Annotated in this window: 4 protein-coding genes; all 4 read right to left on the bottom strand. The window is 52.0% G+C overall.

The genetic code is table 11. The features are described from left to right. Positions 1-151 precede the first annotated feature (151 nt). Positions 152-631, bottom strand: coding sequence for a hypothetical protein (locus ELR57_RS27735; protein WP_126963088.1), 480 nt, complete (start codon positions 629-631; stop codon positions 152-154). Then, a complete protein-coding gene (locus tag ELR57_RS27730) occupies positions 624-809 on the bottom strand; it encodes a hypothetical protein (RefSeq protein ID WP_126963087.1) in 186 nt (61 codons plus the stop codon). Before ELR57_RS27730 ends, ELR57_RS27735 begins: the two co-directional genes overlap by 8 nt. Before the next feature lie 65 nt (positions 810-874). Next, positions 875-1423 carry a DUF3450 domain-containing protein gene (locus ELR57_RS27725; protein ID WP_126963086.1) on the bottom strand — a complete coding sequence of 183 codons (549 nt, stop codon included), beginning with the start codon at positions 1421-1423 and terminating at the stop codon, positions 875-877. 46 nt (positions 1424-1469) lie between these two features. Then, positions 1470-2879: hypothetical protein (locus ELR57_RS27720; RefSeq protein ID WP_238162722.1), on the bottom strand; the 1410-nt coding region annotated here is incomplete at its 5' end.

Raw genomic sequence — 2879 nt, 5'->3', positions numbered from 1 at the left:
ACTTGGCTCCGAGACTATTAACATTAAGAGTGGCAGCCGCAGTAACGTCGACATGAAGCTTAATGGCGATCCGGAGACTTTCGACCAGCCCTGTCGGAACAGGAGACAGCGTGACCGCCAATACAGTTGCCGTGCCGGTTGTCGTGCCGTATCAGTCTAGGTTATTGGATCGCGCGTTATCCGCTCCGGACATAAGCCCCGAGCTTCCGCCCGCAACCGCGTCGGGGATGACGTCGTTACCCCCGGGGATGTGGCTTGTTGCGTGAGGCCCCGGTGTTGCGTCTCCTGTTGCAGTGAACCTGACTTTCTTCGAGGCAGGATCTGTCGTTATCGCAATGCCTGTTCCTTCCTCGAATGTCAGTTCATCTTCCGGATCGTCTGCTTGAATTCCATTGATCTTGGAGAATGCCGGCTGGTTTACCTCCGCTCCCGCCTCAATCCCGTCCAGCTTGATGAAGTCTTCTGCAGACTGAAAACCGGCTTTCGTTGGCGTAGCGACGGCGTGGGCATTGCCTCCTTTGCCGATGTGGCCTTGGAGATCCGTATCAACGCCGTCGAACCCCTCGGTGATCATCTGGTATGTGTCACTGATGTTCTCATTGCCAGGAAGGTTGCAATATGGATTAGCCAAGCTTCTCAGCTCCTTTCAATTGGGCTATCCTCTGCTCAACGGCCTCTTTAACCCCCTGAAGGATCGCTTCTTCATGCCCAGGATGATAAGGCGCGACGGCCATAATGACCGCGCAGATCTCAGGTACAGGCTGCAGAGGGTCAATCTCGAGTCGAATAACCGGCTCTATTCTAGCCAAAGTGATGACCTCCTTCGCACAACAAAAAGGCCCGCCTCTTGGCGGACCGTGTGCATGATATTTGATTATTGTTGCAGAGCTTTAAGCTGGGCTTCGAGATCGGCTTTCTCTTTTTGGAGTTCTTCGATGGATGCCTTTGTTTGATCATTGAAACCTTGCAGCCGCTCTACTTCTTTCTCAGCATTTGGATCAGTCGACATTCTATCGATTACCTCTTGAGTTTCGTTATATGTCAACAGAGCCATCTCGATACGGCTATCCAGGTCAGCAATCTTTTTCTTAAGCTCTTCCTCAGTCAGTTGATTCGCCGCTGTCGGTGATGTTGTCGCTTCAGGCACAGCAGCACCTCCTACCTCCGTGCTAGTCAAATATACAGTCCCATCAGTGTACTTCACATCAGCCCCAAAAAGACCGGCGAGAGATCTAACCGGCAAAAGAGTTGTCCCCCCCGCAACAGATCCCTTCTCGGATATCTTTTTTCCGTCAAGAACAATCGGGACCTCAGCAGTTATCTTCTTACCTATTAGTCCAGAATTAGCAGCGTATGCTCCAGCAGAAATCGTAAGGGCAATACCGACGAGCATCCCTAACAAAATATAAGGAACTCTCTTCATGTTGAAATCCCTCCATATTATTCCTTTTGACGACATTATACCACGTCTAGGAAGGAATATTAACCGTTACGAGAGTTGCCCCGCTGCTATTATAAAGCTTCAGGTTGCGAGTAGAAGAGTCGAAAGAGGCACTGTAGACGTCTCTTGCAACGACATAAGACTGATCTGCCTTTGAGTTGAGAGCCGATACATCAGCCTTACTATCGAGTGCAGCCTGCAATGTCTGATTTGGAATCTTTAATTGGCTCCACCCCCCTTGAATTGTGGTACTGCCGACACTTAAGAAAAGGTTATCCGCGCCAATCCATAGCCCATTGCTACTCATATAGATATTGCCAACGTTATTCCCGTTGTTGAAAAACTGAATGCCTGGCCCGCCGCCGTAAAGAGGGTTGATAGAGATGTAGTAGTTGCTATTGTAATAAGCCGTCAGCAAGTTGTTCGTAGCGCTTAGCTCGATCCGTGTTCCATCGCTAGATGTTCGAATGAGCGATCCGGTAATCGTACCACCTGTAATGGATGATCCATTGATCGTCCCACCGATAATCGTCCCAGCCTGGATCGTACCCTTGAATACTCCATCCACGCCTTCCAAGGTGCCCGAAAACTTGTACTTGTCATTCGCCACGTCGAACCAGAGCGCCTTGCTGCTCCCCTTATAGAAGGTCAACTCGTCAGCATTAAAGACGGCCTTTGCCTTACCGTCATCTCGATCAATAACAAGACCTTCCTCTTTGCTCGTCGTGACCCCGTAATAGGATTTCCCCTGCTTCACGGCCGTCTTGTCGATCGACTCGACCTGCTGCGTCAGCGGGCCCTTCGTCACGAATTCCGACTGCTGCTCGGACTTGCTCGGCGCCTGAATGGACATCTTGAGTCCGCCCTTGAAAGAGAGCGTCTGGTGCAAGATGATGGACCTATAATGGACCATGCCGTCCCATGGGACATTGGTGTTGGCCCATTGCGATGTCATCTGCGCCCAAGTCGTTCCTTCATTCCTGACGAACTCGATCGAATCTCCGGGTTCGAGCTGCGGGAAGCCGCGGGTATCCATCTCGAGCGGTTGATAGGCGAACCCGTTGAGCTGTGCATGCAGGTCATTAACAATCTGCTGTGTCGCAAATGGATTGTCGAGTCTGAGCGTCTTGCCTTCGTCTCCCGCGCCGGCCGCGTAGGCGATGTCGTCCTCAGTGCTGGCCGTCACCACGATGCGCGTGTACGTCTTGATGGGGTTGGTCAGCTTGGCGCGGATGTAATCTCGAGACGTCATATCGAAGTCAATCGGTGCCGCGGCCGCGAACCGCTTGAACTTGATCTTACCGTCCAGAGAGACAAAAACGCTTGCCGCATTGCACCCCGCGATGTTCGCCATGACCTGCCTCATGGTGAGGTTGGTCGGCGCCGTCTCGATCGAGTAGGACGGATCAATGACGACGTCCTCGCACTCGTATCCGAG

The sequence above is a fragment of the Cohnella sp. AR92 genome (genome assembly GCF_003990975.1).
Taxonomy (GTDB): domain Bacteria; phylum Bacillota; class Bacilli; order Paenibacillales; family Paenibacillaceae; genus Cohnella.
This window is presented reverse-complemented; position numbering and strand designations above follow the sequence as displayed.

Bases quoted from the DNA above. Each gene is read 5' to 3' on its own strand.
- ELR57_RS27725 (WP_126963086.1), bottom strand. From the start codon at position 1,423: ATGAAGAGAGTTCCTTATATTTTGTTAGGGATGCTCGTCGGTATTGCC.